General features: G+C 68.2%; 16 protein-coding genes. 5 read left to right on the forward strand and 11 right to left on the reverse strand.

Annotated features, from left to right (window positions below):
- Positions 1-258: 258 nt before the first annotated feature.
- From ACPPVW_RS00090 to ACPPVW_RS00115, 6 genes are all read right to left on the reverse strand, one after another.
- A complete protein-coding gene (locus ACPPVW_RS00090) occupies positions 259-1,467 on the reverse strand; it encodes an IS110 family transposase (protein WP_426623612.1) in 1,209 nt (402 codons plus the stop codon).
- A 621-nt stretch (positions 1,468-2,088) separates the two neighbouring features.
- Positions 2,089-2,937 (reverse strand): NAD-dependent epimerase/dehydratase family protein, encoded by an 849-nt coding sequence (locus ACPPVW_RS00095; RefSeq protein WP_426624543.1) that lies wholly within the window; start codon positions 2,935-2,937, stop codon positions 2,089-2,091.
- Between the two features lie 62 nt (positions 2,938-2,999).
- Positions 3,000-6,221, reverse strand: coding sequence for a DEAD/DEAH box helicase (locus ACPPVW_RS00100; protein ID WP_426624544.1), 3,222 nt, complete (start codon positions 6,219-6,221; stop codon positions 3,000-3,002).
- 3 nt (positions 6,222-6,224) lie between these two features.
- A complete protein-coding gene (gene def, locus ACPPVW_RS00105; RefSeq protein ID WP_426624545.1) occupies positions 6,225-6,716 on the reverse strand; it encodes a peptide deformylase in 492 nt (163 codons plus the stop codon).
- 46 nt (positions 6,717-6,762) lie between these two features.
- Positions 6,763-8,088 carry an AAA family ATPase gene (locus ACPPVW_RS00110; RefSeq protein WP_426624546.1) on the reverse strand — a complete coding sequence of 442 codons (1,326 nt, stop codon included), beginning with the start codon at positions 8,086-8,088 and terminating at the stop codon, positions 6,763-6,765.
- A 58-nt stretch (positions 8,089-8,146) separates the two neighbouring features.
- Positions 8,147-11,551, reverse strand: a complete 3,405-nt coding sequence (locus ACPPVW_RS00115) for a pyruvate carboxylase (protein WP_426624547.1) — start codon at positions 11,549-11,551, stop codon at positions 8,147-8,149.
- 70 nt (positions 11,552-11,621) lie between these two features.
- Here ACPPVW_RS00115 and ACPPVW_RS00120 point away from each other — a divergent pair, with 70 nt between their 5' ends.
- Positions 11,622-12,440: a ParA family protein gene (locus ACPPVW_RS00120; protein WP_426624548.1), complete on the forward strand. Its 819-nt coding sequence runs from the start codon at positions 11,622-11,624 to the stop codon at positions 12,438-12,440.
- 144 nt (positions 12,441-12,584) lie between these two features.
- Here the strand turns inward: ACPPVW_RS00120 and ACPPVW_RS00125 are convergent, their stop codons facing one another.
- The 4 genes from ACPPVW_RS00125 to ACPPVW_RS00140 all read right to left on the reverse strand — a co-directional run bounded on the left by ACPPVW_RS00125 (position 12,585) and on the right by ACPPVW_RS00140 (position 15,118).
- On the reverse strand, positions 12,585-13,136 hold the full coding sequence (locus ACPPVW_RS00125) for a MerR family transcriptional regulator (protein ID WP_426624549.1): 552 nt from the start codon (positions 13,134-13,136) through the stop codon (positions 12,585-12,587).
- A 122-nt stretch (positions 13,137-13,258) separates the two neighbouring features.
- Positions 13,259-13,960, reverse strand: a complete 702-nt coding sequence (locus ACPPVW_RS00130; protein ID WP_426624550.1) for a MerR family transcriptional regulator — start codon at positions 13,958-13,960, stop codon at positions 13,259-13,261.
- Positions 13,961-13,971: 11 nt separating this feature from the next.
- Positions 13,972-14,496, reverse strand: a complete 525-nt coding sequence (locus ACPPVW_RS00135) for an FHA domain-containing protein (protein WP_426624551.1) — start codon at positions 14,494-14,496, stop codon at positions 13,972-13,974.
- Positions 14,489-15,118 carry a CDP-alcohol phosphatidyltransferase family protein gene (locus ACPPVW_RS00140; RefSeq protein WP_426624552.1) on the reverse strand — a complete coding sequence of 210 codons (630 nt, stop codon included), beginning with the start codon at positions 15,116-15,118 and terminating at the stop codon, positions 14,489-14,491. Before ACPPVW_RS00140 ends, ACPPVW_RS00135 begins: the two co-directional genes overlap by 8 nt.
- 82 nt (positions 15,119-15,200) lie before the next feature.
- Between ACPPVW_RS00140 and ACPPVW_RS00145 the strand changes: the two genes are divergently transcribed.
- Positions 15,201-16,028, forward strand: a complete 828-nt coding sequence (locus tag ACPPVW_RS00145; protein ID WP_426624553.1) for a DUF1295 domain-containing protein — start codon at positions 15,201-15,203, stop codon at positions 16,026-16,028.
- Here ACPPVW_RS00145 and ACPPVW_RS00150 read toward each other — a convergent pair.
- Positions 16,012-16,350, reverse strand: coding sequence for a hypothetical protein (locus ACPPVW_RS00150; RefSeq protein WP_426624554.1), 339 nt, complete (start codon positions 16,348-16,350; stop codon positions 16,012-16,014). The two genes, ACPPVW_RS00145 and ACPPVW_RS00150, sit on opposite strands and share 17 nt — an antisense overlap.
- Before the next feature lie 185 nt (positions 16,351-16,535).
- Here ACPPVW_RS00150 and ACPPVW_RS00155 point away from each other — a divergent pair, with 185 nt between their 5' ends.
- The 3 genes from ACPPVW_RS00155 to ACPPVW_RS00165 are packed head-to-tail and all read left to right on the forward strand — an operon-like array spanning position 16,536 to position 18,189.
- Positions 16,536-17,021, forward strand: a complete 486-nt coding sequence (locus ACPPVW_RS00155) for a HEAT repeat domain-containing protein (RefSeq protein WP_426624555.1) — start codon at positions 16,536-16,538, stop codon at positions 17,019-17,021.
- Entirely contained in the window at positions 17,018-17,380 is a 363-nt protein-coding gene (locus tag ACPPVW_RS00160; protein ID WP_426624556.1) for an RNA-binding S4 domain-containing protein, read from the forward strand. Before ACPPVW_RS00155 ends, ACPPVW_RS00160 begins: the two co-directional genes overlap by 4 nt.
- Entirely contained in the window at positions 17,380-18,189 is an 810-nt protein-coding gene (locus ACPPVW_RS00165; protein WP_426624557.1) for a DUF72 domain-containing protein, read from the forward strand. Before ACPPVW_RS00160 ends, ACPPVW_RS00165 begins: the two co-directional genes overlap by 1 nt.
- The last annotated feature ends 24 nt before the right edge of the window (positions 18,190-18,213 follow it).

Here is an 18,213-nt window from a genome sequence, read left to right on the forward strand (position 1 = left end):
CCGCGACCTCCCGGAGCGTGCCGGGGAAAAGCGACTGAGACGTGCAGCGGCTCGCCGTCCACCGACCGCGGCAACGGCACCCCGAGCAGCGAGGCCGCCGCCTGATGGCTGAAGTAGGCGCCAGCTGGCAGCAGGGGAAGATACGCAGCGCATAGCTCGCGAACGGTGCACGGAGCTTCCGCCACGTGCACGGAGTGGAATCTCAATGGGGTTTGTCAACCGCGAAGGGTCAGATGGAGGAGACTCAGCGCGCTCGACCTATGCGGCTGCGAGCATCGGCTGGGATCCATGCGCCGGGTCGAACGGCTGCCCGCTGCGGTGGATGGCCCAGAGGACGTTGATGCGTCGTCGCGCGAGCGCGAGGACCGCTTGTTTGTGGGTCTTGCCCTCGATCCGTTTTCGTTCGTAGAAGGCGCGGGAGACGGGGCAGCTCCAGGCAGCGGTTTGTGCAGCGAGGTAGCACGCTCGAAGGAGGCGACGATCGTAGCGTCTGGGTCTGGAGTGGTTGCCGCTGATCTTCCCCGAGTCGCGTGGGGCGGGGGCCAGACCGGCAACGCCTGCGAGCCGGTCGGCACTTCCGTAGGCGGCAACGTCTCCGCCTGTTGCAGCGACGACGTCGGCGCCGAGGAGCGGGCCGAAGCCGGGGATGCTGAGGATGAGTTCGGCGGTGTGGTGCTCTCGGAACCGTGTCTCGATCTGGCGCTCGATCTCGGCGATCTCGCGATGGAGTCGGAGGATGTCAGCGGCGAGCCTCTGAACGATCATCGCGCTCGTGGCCTGGCCTGGGACCGTGGAGCGTTGGTGCTTGGCGACGGCGACCGCGCTGGCCGCGAGCTTCCCCGGCTTTCGGCATCCCTGCTTCTTCAGCCACGTCGTCAAGCGGGTTTGTCCCATCCGACGGATCGCGTCGGGCGTTTGGTAGCGGGTCAGGAGAAGCAGCGCGGACTTCGTACTCGCGTAGTCGAAGGCCGCTTCCAGTCCCGGGAAGAACTCGAGCAAGACCGCACGGAGTCGGTTGATCGTCCGGGTGCGATCACAGACAAGATCGACGCGGTGAGCAGTCAGAAGACGCAACTCGATGCTGATCTCATCTCCTACTCGAATTGGGTGCAGGTCGCGCCGCATTCGCGCTTGGTCGGCGATGATCGCGGCGTCCTTCGCGTCGGTCTTCCCGTCGCCGCGGTAGGTGCGAGCGGCGTGGTGAACGGTGCGGCCGGGAATATAGAGCAGAGGCTGGCCGTGATCGGTGAGGATGCTGATGAGCAGGCTCGCGCCACCGCGATTCAAGTCCGTGGCCCAGCAAATCTCTCGATCGCCGGCGAGAGTCACGACGTCGGAGAGCAGATCGAGGATCTCCCCCTCGTTGTTAGCAACCCGGCGGGAGAACAGCCGTTGGCCCTCCTCGTCGATCACCACACAATGGTGGTGTCCTTTTCCTGCGTCGATTCCGGCCCACAGCTGCGGCACGGTCACTTCCTTTCGTCTGGGTGTGTTGCGCCCAGCAGCCGACCACGCCGTCACTTCCTTACAAAGCGATCACGTCGCACTTCTCAATCAGCGGTCGAGTCGATGCGGAACACCGGGCGGCCATTCCACTCAAGCCATCTACGCGGCAAAGGATGGTCAGCCATACCCGGTGTCCCTGGGAGCGGTCGAGAGCTTACTGAGACTCCCAATCCACACGGATCAAACGTAAGGAACGGATGGTGCAGGTCGCGTTTTCGCAGTCGCGACGGGCCGATCCCATGTCGGCGAGCATCTTCGGATCGGAAAGCCGCACCGACAAGCGACGGAGGAAGGGGCTGTGGCGTGCGCATGCACCTATCGTCGCGTCACCGCATCGCCCGGGCCGCTCACACTACGAATCTGTGGAGAATCGACGTTGTCCCCGACCCCTCGCGGACAGATCATTCGCCGCAAATCACGCGCGCACCGCTACGAGACGCCTCATTCGGCGCAAATCACAGCTCGCGCATTCGCCGCAAATGTGGCGCTCCAGGCGTGAAAGCGAGACATTTGCCGCAAGTGCGAGGCGTTGCTCGGGGGGCGGGGGGCGGGGGGCGGGGCGCGGGGGGGGCGAGCGCGGGGTTACAGCTCGTCGCGCCAGGAGTGGGCGGGGGCGTAGCCGAGCACCCGGCGGGCCTTCGCGATCGACAGGAGGGTGTCGTTGACGCCGAGGTCGTCCTTCTTGAGCGGGACGCCGGGGAACACCTCGGCGACGAGCTCGGCGTTGGGCCGCGTCATCACGGTGTCGGCTGCGGCGATGATGAAGCGGTCGAACCCGGTGGTGTCCCACTCCAGCGCGCGGAGGATGGCCTGGGCGCCGTCACGCGCGTCGATGTAGCCCCACAGGTTCCACTTGCGCGCCCGCGCGTCGGCGTCGAACGACGGGAAGGCCGCGTAGTCGGCCGGCTCCATCACGTTCGAGAACCGCAGGGCCACGATCTTGAGCGCTGGATCCCAGCGCACCAACTCGATCGCCATCTGCTCCTCGAGGTGCTTGACCAGCGAGTAGGTGGACTCGGGGCGGGCCGGGTAGTCCTCGTCGACCGGGATGTACGGCGGCGGCACGTCGAACGGGAGGCCGAGGACGGTCTCGCTCGATGCGTACACGACGTTGCGGATGCCGGCGCGGCGTGCGGCCTGGAAGACGTTGTACGTGACGCGGATGTTGTTGTGGAAGGTCGCGACGTCGCTCAGGATGGCGGGCGCCGGGATCGCGGCCAGGTGGACGATAGCGTCGAAACCGTCGTGGAGATCGTTGACCCCGAGGATTGCGTCGAGCGTCTGCCCGTAGTCGGTGAGGTCGACCCGCACGAACCCGGCGCCGCGCTCCCCCGTCGCGTCCAGATTGACGACGGTGTGACCCGCCGCGCGTAGTTCGCGCACGACGGTCCGTCCGAGCTTTCCCGATCCTCCGGTGACTGCGATGTCCATGGGATCGAGTCTAGGACTCGGTCAGCTCGGTCCCCGCCATCGCGCCCCTCCACAGCGTGACATCACGAGAGCAGTTCCCGGATATCGTCCGCGCTGAAGGAGCCGGTGGTCTTCTCTCCGTCGCTCAGCAGCGCGTCGAACAGTGCCCGCTTCTCGGCGCTCCGTTCTAGCACTTTGTGCTCGATGGTTCCCTTCGCTATCAGCCGGTAGACGTACACCGGCCGCTGCTGCCCGATCCGGTGGGCACGGTCGACAGCTTGCGCCTCCGCCGCGGGATTCCACCAGGGATCCAGGAGCACACAGTAGTCGGCCTCGGTGAGGTTGAGTCCGACTCCCCCCGCCTTCAGAGAGATGAAGAAGACGGACGCACCGCCGGATCGGAAGGTGTCGATCGCCCGCTGACGGCCACGAGTCGCCCCATCCAGGTAGACGGACCGGATGCCAGCGCTCTCGGCGCGATCACGCGCCTTCCGGAGGAAGGCGGTGAACGTCGAGAAGACCAGGATGTTGTGTCCCTCCTCGACGGCCTCGCCGATCAGTTCGGTGAGATGCTCCAGCTTGGCCGACGGCACCTCGTCGGCGTCGTCTTCGACCAGCGTCGGATCGAGGGCGTGCTGGCGGAGAGTCGTCAGCGCGCCGAGTATGGCGACATAGTTGCCGGTGAAGTCGTCCTCGATCAAGCCGAGAATCTTCTGCCGCTCCCGTTGCAGTCGTCGATCGTACAGGCGGCGGTGGTCCGGGTGCAGTTCGATCTCGACCACCTGCTCGGTCTTCTGGGGTAGCTCCGGCGCGACGGCCTCCTTGGTCCGGCGGAGCAGGAACGGCCTGATCCGGCGCTGGAGAACGTCGAGAGCGCCGGCATCGTGCGCTTTCTCGATCGGATCGCGGAAGACGTCCCGGAAGTGATCGGGGTCACCGAGCAGCCCTGGAGAGCACAGCGAGAAGATGGCCCACAATTCGCCCAGGTTGTTCTCCAGCGGCGTGCCGGTCACGGCGATCGTGAACGGCGCGCCGATGTCCCGGATGGCCCTGTATGTTTTCGAATTCCGGTTCTTGACCTGCTGCGCCTCGTCGAGAAGCAGCCCGCTCCACTCGACACGTGAATAGTCCTCGGCCTCGTAGCGCAACAGGGCGTAGCTGGTCACCACGATGTCGGCGCCGGTGACCTCCGTGGCAAGCAGAGTGCCCCGACGCTTCCCCGTCGCGCTGATGCCGACCACGCGCAGCCCCGGAGCGAACCGGTGCGCCTCGGCGACCCAGTTGCCGATGACCGATGTCGGCGCGACTACTAGGAACGGTGCGGCGTCCGGCGCCTCCTCCCGAGCTCGGGCGATCATGGCCAGGACCTGCACGGTCTTGCCGAGTCCCATATCGTCGGCGAGGACCCCGCCGAGTCCATTTCGCCGGAGGAAGTCGAGCCAGGACAGGCCCATCGACTGGTATGGCCGTAACGTCGCCAGGAATCCAGCAGGGACGGCAACGGGTTCGATGCTCGCCTGCGTCGAAAGGCCACGCAGCTTGTCGAACCAGGCCGACTCCTGCGCTCGCACGATCCCCAGCTCGACCAGTTCAGACCAGTACTCCACCTGATAGCGGCCGACCCGCAAAGCGCCGCGGGTACGATCGCTCAGCGCTCCGGCCTCCGCGATCAGGGCACGCAACCGGTCGAGCTCCTCCGAGCACAAGTCCAGCCACCGGCCGTCGGGCGCGATGTAGAACGGATCGTTCCGTGCCAGATGGACGAACAGGTCGGCGAAGGGAACCTCAACGTCGCCGATCCGCATGGTTCCCCACAGATCGAACCAGTCGACCGCGGCATCGTCCACCTCGAACTCGATGACCGGTTCTGAGGCAAACGGCCGGAGAGCGAGTTCGTCGCCGACCTCTTCGATTTCGAGCGGCTCGCAGGAACGCAGGCTGCGGAGCGACTCCGTGAAGCGCACGGCATCCGCCGCTTCAAGACGTCGGGAGGGGAATGGTGCGTCCTCCGTCGATTCGTGAACGCCCGACCCGGTCATCAGCGCGTGGAGCGACTCGTCCAGGCATGCCAAGACCGCCACCCTGACCGCGTCCTCTTCGGAAACGCTGCGCTGACGCCGTGGACGATCGGCCGGCCAGCTCCAGCGCAGATCGACCCCGAGGCCCTCATGCTGGACCCGCAAAACGGCTTTTAGCGGCGTGCGTTGCGGCGGCGAATAGCTCTGGTCACTCGATCCGACGCGGGCGACCCGCTGCAGTTGGGGGAGGTAATCCGCTTGGAACCGGTCCAGGTCCTCCAGCGGAACGGTGATCGGCTTCGCCTGCGCGACCACCTGCTCGACCGCGGAGGCGAGTGGTCCCACGAACGCGCGCAGAACGATCCGTTCCTCCGGGGTACCTGCGTCGGTCACCCTGGCGAATCCGACCGGGGGCGACCCGATCAAGAGCCGGGGAATCTCATCGACAGGCTCCCCCTGCACGACCAACTGCGGCTGGAGGCGGAGACGCTTCCGCCGCACAGTCAGGTCGAACCGGACCTCGGCCGGATCGTTCTCGACGGCAACAGGATGCTGTCCCTTCGTGTCGCCAATGAACGATACGCCGCACTCCTGCATCTCCGCCAGCAGCGACCACAGCGAGCGCGACGGCATGCGATCGAGTGGCAACCAATCGGGGCGGCTCCAATAGCGGTAGTCCGCCGAGAGGTCGTACAGCCGCATCAGCTCTGTCAGGAGCGAATCGTGATCAGAGTGGAGATCCCGCCCGCCGGACACCCCCGACCAGCTGATTCCCGACTTGATCCACCGACCGCGGGTGCCGCGAATTGCGGGACGAACCGAGAGCTGTTCCACGCCGCGACGAGACCGTCCGTTATACGAACCCGCCTCAGGTCGGCGAACCGTGAAGAACAGCCCGAGCGCCTCCTCGCCGTCGGAACGGTCGCCGTCGACCACCCGGTCGAGGACCTGCTGCCACTTGGGCGCTGCCGCCCGCGGAGGCCCCAGCCCGGCGAGCACGGCGAGGACCGCCACGACATGCGCACACTGGTGGTCGGGACACTCGCACTCGGCGCCGAAGGACGCCTCGTTGAGCCGAATGGCCACCCAGCACGCGAACACCGTCGCGTTGTCCGCAACGATGGCTCGCGCGACTACCGCGCCATCGACCTCATCCACTCTTTCCAAGGAGACCGCGCCGTTGACGGCTAAGTCCGTCCCCCAGGCCGCGAGGAGCACGCCGAAGGTTCTCCTCAGCGTTGCTTCATCCATCATCTCGGCGAACGCTTCGGTCGGTTCGGCTGCCATCGTTCAGAACCAATCCGACTGCCGCACCTGGCGCATCGCCTCGCGCCGGGTTTCCTTGTCGAGCCGGTCGAGGTAGAGCTTGCCGTCGAGGTGGTCGGTCTCGTGTTGGAGGGCCTGCGCCATCACGCCGGTGCCGGACAGTTCGATCTCGTTGCCGTCGAGGTCGTTGCCGCGTACGCGGGCGAACGGGTAGCGGGCGGTCTTGAACCACAGCCCGGGAACCGAGAGGCACCCCTCGTCGACCAGCTCGGGCTCGCCGGAGACCTCCACCAGCTCGGGGTTGATGATGTAGCCGACCTCGCCGTCGACGTTGTAGCTGAACGCCCGCAGGCCGACGCCGATCTGCGGTGCGGCGACGCCCGCGCGGCCCGGAGTCACGACACTGTCGATGAGGTCCTCCACGAGGCCGCGGACGCCCTCGTCGATCTCGAGGACCGGCTCGGACGGGGTCTTCAGGACAGGGTCGCCGAACAGGCGGATCTGGCGTTCGGTCACAGGTATCTCCTCGGGCGCGCGCACGGCGCGATGGCGGCGGACGGGGTCAGGCGCGCTCGGCGGGCATGCCCTCGACCACGAGCGCCGCGAGGGCGCGGGCCGAGAGCTTGGTCAGCGGCTTGAGATCCTTCCAGGACACCACCGAGCCGGCAGCCAGCTGCGGGTCGTACGGGATGCGGACGATCTCGCGCACACGCGAGCGGAAGTGCGACTCGATCTCGTCGAGCTTCACCAGATTCGTGGCGTGGGTCGCAGTGTTCAGCGCGACGATCGCGTTGCGGACGAGATCGGTGTAGCCGTTGGCCTCGAGCCAGGTGAGCGTCTCGGAGGCCAGGCGGGCCTCGTCGACGCTCCCGCCGGACACGATCACCAGAGAGTCGGCGCGCTGCAGCGTCGCCCGCATCACCGAGTGCACGATGCCCGTGCCGCAGTCGGTCAGGACGATCGAGTAGAAGCGGGCCGAGAGGTCGGCGACGACGTTGTAGTCGTTCTCGTCGAAGGCCTCCGACAGCAGGGGGTCGGTGTCGGACGCCAGGATGTCGAGCCGGGTCTCGTCGCGCGAGACCAGCGCCGAGAAGTCGGTGAAACCGCCGATGCTGGCTGCCTTGTGAACGACGTCGCGCACGGTCGCCCTGGTCTGCTTGGGGACGCGCTCCGAGAGCGTCCCGCGGTCGGGGTTCGCGTCGATCGCGATGATGCGGTCTTCGCGAGCGTCGGCCAGCGCCATCCCGAGCAGCGTCGTGACCGTGGTCTTGCCGACCCCGCCCTTGCGCGTGAGCACGGGCACGAAGCGGGCGCCGCCCTCGAACTGCTTCTGGATGCGGTGATCGAGCTCCTTGCGCGCGCGGACCTTCGCCGAGTCGCCCAGATTGACCATGCGGAACGTGACATTATACACGAACTGCTGCCACGGACCTTCCGGCACCGGACGCGTCTTGCGGTTGACCTCCAGCAGGCGGTCGGCCGTCAGCATGGCTGCGGGCTCGGGCTGCGGCGAGTGCTCGCCGCGCAGCCGGTCGCGGCGTGACTGACCGAATGCCTCGGCGTGAGCGTCGGCCCCGGGCGGCGGGACCGTCTCGCTGCCGCCCGTGTCGTGCGGGGTCGACGTCGGAGCGGTCGCCAACCGGGAGGCCACGATCGCGACGGAGGTGGTCGTCGGTTCGCTCGGCGACTCCACGAAGCCCGGGTTCACGGGTACGTCGTCGATCGCGACGGCGGCCTCGTCCTCTGGGATCTGCTTCGGCGGTGTCGGCGGCAGGTCAACGGCGATGCTCAGCGTCGAGTCGACCTCGAGCGGCGACGGACGGAAGCTGGGCTTCTCGTTCGTCGACTCGAGGTCGCCGCGTTCCGGCTCCTCCTGTTTGTCGGCCACGGTTGTCACTCCTTCTGCCGCTCGACGGGAGACGACTGCGACAGTTTATCGGGCGGGGTCAGGCCGGCGTGATGACGACCAGCAGATCGCCCGCGTCCACCTGCTGGGTCTTCGGGATGGCGAGACGCTCGATCGTGCCGGCGATGGGAGCGGTGATGGCCGCCTCCATCTTCATGGCCTCGATCGAGGCGACCGACTGCCCGGCCGCCACGGCATCGCCCGGCACTACGTGGAGGGTCACCACACCGGAGAACGGCGCGGCGACCTGGCCCGGCTTGGCCGTGTCGGCCTTCTCGGCGGCCTTGGCCTCCACGACGATGCTGCGGTCGCGCACGAACACCGGCCGCAGCTGGCCGTTGAGCGTGGTCATGACGGTGCGCATGCCCTTGTCGTCGGCCTCGCCGATCGCCTCCAGGCCGATGTAGAGCCGCACGCCCTTGCTGAACTCGATAACGTGCTCCTCGCCTGCGCCCAGGCCGTACAGGTAGTCGATCGAGTCGACGACGGAGAGGTCGCCGAACAGCTCGCGAATCTGCTCGTAGATCCGCGTGGGGGCGGGGAACAGCAGCCGGTTGAGGGCCGCCCGGCGTGCGGCGCTGGAGCCCTCGAGCGCCTCGGCGTCGGCCTGGGAGATGTCCTCGACGCCGACCTTCACCGTCTTGCCCGCGAGCACCTTCGTGCGGAACGGCTCCGGCCAGCCGCCGGGCAGCTCGCCCAGCTCGCCCGCCATGAACCCGACGACCGAGTCGGGGATGTCGTAGTTCTGCGGGTTCTCGGCGAAGTCGTCCGGGTCGGCGTGAACGGCCGCCAGGTGCAGCGCGAGGTCGCCGACGACCTTCGACGACGGCGTGACCTTGGGGATGCGCCCCAGGATGCGGTTGGCGGCGGCGTACATGTCCTCCACCAGCTCGAAGTCCTCTGCGAGGCCCAGCGCCTTGGCCTGCTGGCGGAGGTTGGACAGCTGGCCGCCCGGGATCTCGTGCTTGTAGACGCGACCCGTCGGGCCGGGCAGGCCCGACTCGAACGGCCGGTACACCTGGCGCACGGCCTCCCAGTACGGCTCGAGGTCTTCGACGGCCGACAGCGAGATACCGGTGTCGCGGTCGGTGTGCGCGAGCGCGGCGACGAGCGCGGAGGCGCTCGGCTGACTGGTGGTGCCCGCCATCGGCGCGCTGGCCACGTCGACCGCGTCGGCGCCGGCGCGCGAGGCGGCGAGCAGGGTCGCGAGCTGGCCGCCCGGCGTGTCGTGGGTGTGCACGTGCACCGGGAGGTCGAAGCGGTCGCGGAACGCGGCGACCAGCTTCTCGGCCGCGGAGGGACGCAGCAGGCCCGCCATGTCTTTGATCGCGAGGATGTGCGCGCCGGACTCCACGATCTGCTCGGCGAGCCGCAGGTAGTAGTCGAGCGTGTACAGGTCTTCTGCCGGGTCGAGCAGGTCGCCTGTGTAGCAGACCGCGACCTCGGCGATGGCCGTGCCGGTCGCGAGCACCGATTCGATCGCCGGACGCATCTGCGACACGTCGTTGAGCGCGTCGAAGATCCGGAAGATGTCCACGCCCGTCGCTGCGGCCTCCCGCACGAACGCGTCGGTCACCTGCGTCGGGTACGGCGTGTAGCCGACGGTGTTGCGACCGCGAAGCAGCATCTGGATGTTGATGTTCGGCAGCACCTCGCGCAGAGCGGCGAGCCGCTCCCACGGGTCTTCGCCTAAGAAGCGCAGGGCGACGTCGTAGGTCGCGCCTCCCCAGGCCTCGACTGAGAGCAGTTCGGGAGTCAGCCGCGCGACGTACGGCGCGACCGCCAGCAGGTCTTTGGTGCGCACGCGCGTCGCAAGCAGCGACTGGTGGGCGTCGCGGAAGGTGGTCTCGGTGACAGCGAGCGCGGTCTGAGCGCGCAGCGCATCGGCGAAGCCCTTCGGGCCGAGCTCGAGCAGCCGCTGGCGGGAGCCCGACGGCGCCGGCACGCTCAGGTCGAGGCGCGGGAGCTTCTCGACCGGGGATGCGACCTCCGGCCGCGGCCCGTTGGGCTGGTTGACGGTGACGTCGGCCAGCCAGTTGAGCACCTTGGTGCCGCGGTCTTTGGAGGCGCGGCCCTTGAAGAGCTCAGGTCGCTCCTCGATGAAGGAGGTGGAGACGTTGCCCGCGATGAAGTCCGGGTCTTCCATGACCGCCTGGAGGAACGGGATGTTCGTGGCGACGCCGCGCACACGGAACTCGGCCAGCGCACGCCGGGCACGCAGCACCGCCGCCGGGAAGTCGCGGCCCCGCGTGATGAGCTTGGCCAGCATCGAGTCGAAGTGCGGGCTGATCTGGGCGCCCGGGTTGATCGTGCCGCCGTCGAGACGGATGCCTGCGCCGCCCGGCGAGCGGTAGGTCGTGATCTTGCCGGTGTCTGGACGGAAGTTCGCCGTCGGATCCTCTGTGGTGATGCGGCACTGGAGGGCGGCGCCGCGCATCTGCACCGTCTCCTGGCTGAGGCCCAGGTCGGCGAGGGTTTCGCCCGCGGCGATACGGATCTGCGACTGCACCAGGTCGACGTCGGTGATCTCTTCCGTGACCGTGTGCTCGACCTGGATGCGCGGGTTCATCTCGATGAACACGTGCTGGCCGGCGCGCTCGCCCGCGGTGTCGAGCAGGAACTCGACGGTGCCCGCGTTCTCGTAGCTGATGGAACGCGCGAAGGCGATCGCGTCGCGGTAGAGCGACTGGCGGATCTCGTCCGACAGGTTCGGCGCCGGCGCGATCTCGACCACCTTCTGGTGGCGGCGCTGCACCGAGCAGTCGCGCTCGAACAGGTGGATGGTGTTCCCCGCGCCGTCGGCGAGGATCTGCACCTCGATGTGACGGGGGCGCAGAACAGCCTGCTCGAGGAACATGGTGGGGTCGCCGAATGCGCTGTCGGCCTCGCGCATGGCCTCTTCGAGCGACGCGCGCAGGTCCTCCTTGCGGGCGACCCGGCGCATGCCGCGGCCGCCGCCGCCGGCGACCGCCTTGGCGAAGATCGGGAACCCGATCTCCTCGGCGCCCGTGAGCAGCTCCTCGATGTCGCGCGATGGCGGGGTGGACTTGAGGACCGGGACGCCCGCGGCGATCGCGTGCTCTTTCGCCGTGACCTTGTTGCCTGCCATCTCGAGCACCTCGGCGCGCGGGCCGATGAACGCGATGCCCGCAGCGCGCGCGGCGTCGGCGAGCTCCGGATTCTCGGAGAGGAAGCCATAGCCGGGGTAGATCGCGTCGGCGCCGGACTCCTTGGCGACCCGGATGATCTCCTCGACGTCGAGATAGGCGCGCACCGGGTGGCCGGGCTCGCCGATCTGGTAAGCCTCGTCCGCCTTCAGCCGGTGCATCGAGTTGCGGTCTTCGTAGGGGAAGACGGCGACCGTCGCGGCGCCCAGTTCGTACGCGGCGCGGAAGGCTCTGATGGCGATTTCACCGCGGTTGGCAACGAGGATCTTACGGAACATGGGGACCTTTCGAGCAGGGGTCGGCACCACACAGCAAACGGTTAGGTACTCCAAGACTAGTGAAGGTAACGTGGCTGTCGTGCACGTACTCAGCGTTAGTTCCCTCAAGGGCGGTGTCGGAAAGACCACGGTGACGCTCGGTCTGGCGTCCGCTGCCTTCGCGAAAGGGCTCCGGACGCTCGTCGTCGACCTCGACCCGCAGTCAGATGTCTCGACCGGCATGGACATCCAGGTCGCCGGTCACCTCAACGTCGCCGACGTGCTCGCCTCCCCCAAAGAGAAGATCGTCCGCGCCGCGATCGCGCCCTCTGGCTGGACCAAGGGCCGCCCCGGCAAGATCGACGTCATGATCGGCAGCCCGTCGGCCATCAACTTCGACGGCCCGCACCCGAGCATCCGCGACATCTGGAAGCTCGAGGAGGCCCTCGCCAACGTCGAGCACGACTACGAATTGGTCCTCATCGACTGCGCTCCGTCGCTCAACGCACTCACCCGCACGGCGTGGGCCGCGAGCGACCGCGTGGCCGTCGTGACCGAGCCCGGCCTGTTCTCGGTGGCCGCCGCCGACCGCGCGCTGCGTGCGATCGAGGAGATCCGCCGCGGCCTGTCGCCGCGCCTCCAGCCGCTCGGCATCATCGTCAACCGGGCGCGCGTGCAGTCGCTCGAGCACCAGTTCCGCATCAAGGAGCTGCGCGACATGTTCGGCCCGCTGGTGCTCTCGCCCCAACTCCCCGAGCGCACGTCGCTGCAGCAGGCGCAGGGCGCGGCCAAGCCGCTGCACGTCTGGCCAGGTGAAAGTGCGCAGGAAATGGCGCACAACTTCGACCTGATGCTCGAGCGCGTGCTGCGCACCGCGAAGATCGGCGAATACGCCGTCGCCGGGTCCTAGATCCCAGCTATGTCCGGAAGTCCGGACATCTCGATCGCCTGACGGCGTGTCTGACCGTTCAAACGGGGATTCGCGGCCGGATCAGCCGGATCTCCGGAGTTGCGGTGTGCGGGAGTACGGTCGCGGTCGCGGGGGCGCTGCCGCTCAGGAGGCCTTGGACTTGGCTGCGCGGCGGGCGGCGAGCTCGTCGAGGTCGTCGCCCTGGGTGTCGAGCTCGACGAGGGAAGATTCGACCTCGCGCAGCACCTTTCCGACGGCGATGCCGAAGACGCCCTGGCCGCGGCTGACGAGGTCGATGACCTCGTCGTTCGAAGTGCAGAGGTAGACGCTGGCGCCATCGCTCATGAGCGTGGTCTGGGCGAGGTCGTTCACGCCCGCTTCGCGCAGCTGGTTGACGGCCGTGCGGATCTGCTGCAGCGAGATGCCGGTGTCGAGGAGGCGCTTGACCAGCTTGAGGACGAGGATGTCACGGAAGCCGTACAGACGTTGCGAACCCGACCCCGCGGCTCCGCGGACGGTCGGTTCGACGAGACCGGTGCGCGCCCAGTAGTCCAGCTGACGGTAGGAGATACCGGTCGCCCGGGCGGCGACAGCGCCGCGGTAGCCGTTGGCGTCATCCATCTCGGGCAGGCCGTCGGTGAACAGCAGGCCCAGGTCGTACCGGGCGGCGTCGCTGTCACGACTCAATTCGCTCATGGTGCCTGCCTCTCGCCCTGGGCTACAGATGTGCGTCTCAGGATGAGCCGCTTTCCTCAACGGTACCCATCCCCCGGTCCCCGGGCAACGACATCCGACAATCGTCGTCGGCGTGTCGGGGCTCAGGGACGCAGCCGCTCGAGAGCGGCCCGGATGATGCTGCCGCGCACGACGTCGAGCTGACCGGCGATCTCCCGCGCCAACTCGGCGGTCTGCGGGCGGGAGGTGACGTCGTTGCGCCGCGCGAGCGGCACCAGAGCGGTCTCGATCAATCCGATCTCACGCTCCGCCGCAGCACGGAATCCACGCAGGTGCCGTGGTCCGATCCCGGTTCGGGAGAGCTCGGCCAGGGCCCGCAGCACGGTCAGCGCCTCCTCGCCGTAGACATCGGCCGGCACGATGAGGGAGGCGCTGACGGCCTCCTGGAGCAGTTCGGGACTCGCCCCGGCCTCACGCAGCAGCTCGTCGCGCTGGAATCGCCGGCTGGCCGACAGCATCGACGCCGCGGCACCGGCGGGCGCGCCGCCGGGGATCGGCGGGTCGCCTCCGGCATCCACCTCGGCGAGGTACTTCTTGATCACCTTCAGCGGGAGGTAGTGGTCGCGCTGCATGGCGAGCACCGTGTGCAGCCGCTCGACGTCGACCGGTGAGAACTTGCGATAGCCCGACGCAGTGCGCGACGGGGTGACGAGCCCGCGCTCCTCGAGGAACCGGAGCTTGGACGACGACAGGTCCGGGAACTCCGGAGTGAGCCGTGCGAGAACCTGGCCGATCGAGAGCAGTGCGGGCGAGGCGGCCTGGGCTCTCGCTGCTTGCCGGGCCACGGAGGGCGGCCCTAGCCGTTCGCCGCTGCGGCGAGGTCTTTGCGCGACGCGTAGAACGTGAGCCGGAACTTGCCGATCTGAACCTCGGAGGAGTCACTGAGCAGGGCGCTCTCGATGCGCACGCCGTCGTAGTAGGTGCCGTTGAGCGACCCCAGGTCGCGCACCTCGAAGGCCGTTCCGCGGCGAGTGAACTCGGCGTGACGTCGCGACACGGTCACGTCGTCGAGGAAGATGTCGGCGTTGGGGTGGCGCCCGGCGCTCGTCACATCGGCATCGAGCAGGAAGCGCGCACCCGTGTTCGGCCCGCGACGCACGATCAGGAGAGCCGAGCCGGAAGGCAGGGCGGCGATCGCCTCCTGCTCCTCGGGACTGATCTCTCCGTCGACCGGGAACATCTTGGACACGAACTCCTCGCCGAAGCGCGCGGTCGTGTCCTCGTTTCCCGTCGCGGATTCGCGCGTGGGGTTCGCGGCGGCGCGGTCGTCACCTTTTCCCTCGGGAAAACTCTGAGCAGCGGGGTAATTCTCGTCAGGCACCGTCAACCTCCTCCTGGTCAAGCCTATCGGAATGTGGCCCGCTGTCATCGGCCGGAAGCCGGATGACTCGGGCCGTCTCGCGAATGTAGACGATTCCGGCCCACCAATAGAGGAACGCTCCCCACAGCGCGAAGGCCCAGCCGAGCGGCAGCGAGTAGGGAGCGGTGGCGTCGAACGCCTCGCCCAGCATGAGGAGAGGGAGCGCCAAGAACAGGCAGAACGTGGCCACCTTGCCGAGGTGATGCACCGGCAGCGGACCGAAGCCGTGGTTGGCGAGGATGAGGCCGAGCACCGCCAGCATGACGTCGCGCGCGACGATCACCGCAACCAGCCACCAGGGGAGGACCTCCCGCCAGGCGAGGCCGATGAGCGCCGCGAAGATGTAGAGGCGGTCGGCCGCGGGGTCGAGGAGCTGGCCGAGCCGCGAGACCTGGTTCAGCTTCCTGGCCAGCCAGCCGTCGAGGAAGTCGGTGATGCTCGAGACGACGAGGACGGCGAGAGCGAGCGCGTCCTCCCCCACGATCACGAACCACAGGAACACCGGGACCAGAGCGAGCCGGAAGAAACTGAGAGCGTTCGGGACCGTCCACACGCGCGAGCTCACCGCGCCGACACCATCCACGTTTTCCACTCTAGTGACCGCGTATGCGCCGGTGCGCGAGACCGCAACACCGAGAATGCCCCTCACACCTAGGATGTGGGGCGTGGAGCCCATCATCGTCTGCCTGTGGATCCTCGTCGGCGTGTGCGCCGCCACCTGGGTGCTGTCGCTGATCGCCGGCGAGCACTCCTGGGTCGACCGGATCTGGTCGATCGTGCCCGTGGCCTATGTCTGGGTGTTCGCCGGCGCGGCCGGCCTCCAGGACGCCCGTCTGGACCTGATGGCCGGTCTCGTCACGCTGTGGGGCGCGCGGCTCACGTTCAATTTCGCGCGCAAGGGAGGCTATGCTCCCGGCGGCGAGGATTACCGCTGGGAGGTGCTGCGCGGCCGGATGAGCCGCGGGGCGTTCGCGGCGTTCAACCTGTTCTTCATCGCGATCTACCAGAACGTGCTCCTGCTGCTGATCGCTCTGCCTGCGTGGACCGCGTACCTGCACCCGACACCGGTGAACGCGCTCGACATCGTCTGCGCCGTGCTCTTCCTGCTGTTCCTGGCGGGCGAGACGATCGCCGACCAGCAGCAGTGGGACTTCCAGCAGTGGAAGAAGCGGGAGGTCGTCGCCGGGCGGCAGCCGAGCCCGCGCTTCCTGCAGACCGGGCTGTTCCGGTTGTCGCGGCACCCGAACTTCTTCTTCGAGCAGGCGCAGTGGTGGAGCGTCTTCCTGTTCGGCTGCGCCGCCGCCGGCTCGATCCTGCAGTGGACCGTGATCGGCCCGCTGCTGCTCACCGGGCTGTTCACCGGCTCGACTGTGTTCACCGAGAGCATCTCGCGCTCGCGGTACCCCGAATACGCGGACTACCAGCGGCGTACGTCGCCGATCGTCCCGTGGTTCCCGCGGCGCGGGGACGAGACGGTCACGGCGCGGTCGTGACCTCGCGCGCCGGGCGGGGGAAAGCCTCCCGCATGTGGTCGGAGTCGAGGTAGTCGGCGACCCCGATGAGGATGAGGCTGAAAACGATCTGCTCGGTCACCATCCAGAACGGGTAGAGCCCCGGGATCGCCGCGATCACGAGCGTCACGACGGGGAAGATCTTGGAGAACAGCCGTAGGCGCGCGTACGCCCAGTAGTAGCCCTTCTGGGCGCGCCACGCGAAGTAGAACAGGGTAACGGTCATGCCGAGCACGACGACCGAGCGCATCCAGACCGCGAACGGCACGAGGGCGCCGTCGAGCGTGAGGACGAGGGCGATCACGACCGCCGTCGTGCCGACGACGAGCTCGGCGGCCAGCAGCCAGGCGATGACGACGAACGCCCGGCGTGGCGTCCGCCCGCGATCCGGTCGAGCCGTCGCAGCAGGGATTCCATGCCTTCACGGTAACGCGACGCGGCTGAGAGCTGCTTCCACCTTTCGATGGGTCCAGCGCGTACGGTGGAGGCATGTCCTGCATCCGCTTCAACACCCGCGCCCAGCGTCAGGCCATGCGCGACCACAGCCCCGGGATACTCACCGCGGAGCAGGCCGCCGTGCTGCATCCGGCACCGCAGTTCACGGAGAGCAAGCTGCGGAGGCTGCGGCTGCTCGCGACCGACCCGAACCCGAAAATCCGGGAGGCCGTTGCCTCAAGCTACAACACGCCGGAGGATCTGTTCCTGGAGCTCGCGAACGACCCGGACGAGGGCGTGCGCGGCTGCGTCGCCAAGAACGAGGCGACGCCGTGCGACATCCTGCGGTCGCTCGCGAGCGACCGCTCGGAGACGGTACGCGGCTGGGTCGCGGTCAACTACTCGGTACCGGCGGACGTGATGGAGAAGCTGGCGAACGACCGCAGCCGGACGGTGCGCAGCCTCGTGAAGTGGAAAGCGCAGCTGGCCGAGGAGGAGAGCACGCTCGAGCGGGCCGGGGAGCCGGCCCTCCAGCCATGACGAGTGTCCGTGTCGATGCCTGGGCCTGGGCCGTGCGCCTCTACAAGACCCGGTCGGCGGCCTCCGACGCGTGCAAGGCCGGCCATCTCAAGGTCAACGGAGACCGTGCGAAGCCGTCGCAGCAGGTGAAGGTCGGCGACGAGGTGCGCGCCTACGTCGGCGGCTCCGAGAAGATCTACATCGCGCGCAAGCTCATCGTGAAGCGGGTGGGCGCGGCCATCGCCGCCGAGTGCTTCGAAGACCGCACCCCGCCGCCACCTCCGAAGACCGAGGCGCCGTCGGACATCACGCGCGAACGCGGGGCGGGGCGCCCCACCAAGCGCGACCGGCGCCTGCTCGACCAGCTCCGGGGCCGCTGATGGCTGTGGCGCGGGTCGGCATCTCCGGATGGACGTACGCGCCCTGGCGCGGAGTGTTCTACCCGAAGGGCCTGCCGCATCGCGCAGAGCTGGAGTACGCGTCGTCGAAGCTCGACTCGATCGAGATCAACGGCAGCTTCTACGCGCTGCAGAAGCCCTCGAGCTACCGCACCTGGGCCGAGACCACTCCCGACCGGTTCGTCTTCGCCGTCAAGGGCGGTCGCTACATCACGCACATCCTGCGGCTGCGGAACGCACGGGCCGCGCTGGCGAACTTCTTCGCGTCCGGCGTTCTCGCGCTCGGCCCCAAGCTCGGCCCGATCCTCTGGCAGCTGCCGCCGACCTTGCCGCTGGACCCGGAGGCGCTGGACGCGTTCCTCGGGATGCTGCCGTCGAGCGCGGCGGACGCGCGCAGGCTCGCCGCCGAGACGACGCTCGAGGAGGACCGCACGGATCTGACCTCCGGGGGTGACCACGCCCTGCGGCACGCGGTGGAGGCGCGACACCCGAGCTTCACCGACCCGGCATTCGCCCGCGTCGCGCGCGAGCACGGCGCCGCGGTGGTCCTCGCCGACACCGCCGGCAGGTACCCGGTGATCCGAGAGGTCACCGCCGACTTCGCATACGTACGCCTCCACGGCGACCAGGAGCTGTATGCGAGCGGGTACACCGATGAGGCGCTCGACCGCTGGGCCGCTGAGTTGCGGCAGCGACTCGATGCCGGTCTCGACGTGTTCGCGTACTTCGACAACGACCTGAAGGTGCGCGCGCCCTACGACGCCATGGGGCTCTGCGAGCGGCTGCGCTGAACGCCGTCCGCCGGCCCGAAGACG

The sequence above is a fragment of the Leifsonia sp. McL0607 genome, assembly GCF_049993355.1.
In the GTDB taxonomy this organism is placed as follows: Bacteria; Actinomycetota; Actinomycetes; order Actinomycetales; family Microbacteriaceae; genus Leifsonia.